The following is a 441-nucleotide window of genomic DNA, read 5'->3' as shown; positions in this document are numbered from 1 at the left end:
GGCACGTGAGGATCTCACGCCGTACTTGCTGCTGGCCGATGATGACTCGCCCAACTTCGTCGTCGAGGCGCGTGACAAGTGCCGCGGCGTCTTCGAAGGGAAGCAGCGTGTTAGTCATCCTGAGTCGCGAAGCGACGAAAGGATCTCATCCGGGTCCCGTGATCAGCAGCGGGATGAGATCCTTTCGGCCTTTGGCCTCAGGATGACTACTAGCGGCGAACGATCGCATCCAAGCCGCTTCTAATCTCCTCGGCCGAGACCCACGTGCCTTTCACCATCACCCCCGACCGCTTCTGCAGATTACCGACATCCTCGAGCGGATTGGCGTCGAGCAGCACGAGATCTGCGCGCATGCCAGGCGCGACGATACCGAAGTTGCCGTCGGTCTTCAACACCTCACGCGCGTACCGGGCGACGTTGACCGTCCCCGACTGGAGGATC

General features: G+C 61.5%; 1 pseudogene. It reads right to left on the bottom strand.

Annotation, left to right across the window (positions count from 1 at the left end):
• Nucleotides 1–209 precede the first annotated feature (209 nt).
• Nucleotides 210–441: pseudogene (locus tag I6F37_RS40250) on the bottom strand (hypothetical protein); the annotation flags it as partial.

The organism is Bradyrhizobium sp. NBAIM08 (genome assembly GCF_020193935.1).
GTDB classification, from domain to species: Bacteria; Pseudomonadota; Alphaproteobacteria; order Rhizobiales; family Xanthobacteraceae; genus Bradyrhizobium; species Bradyrhizobium yuanmingense.
The sequence above is the reverse complement of the archived record's forward strand: the minus strand, read 5'-3'. Positions and strand labels throughout refer to the sequence as shown.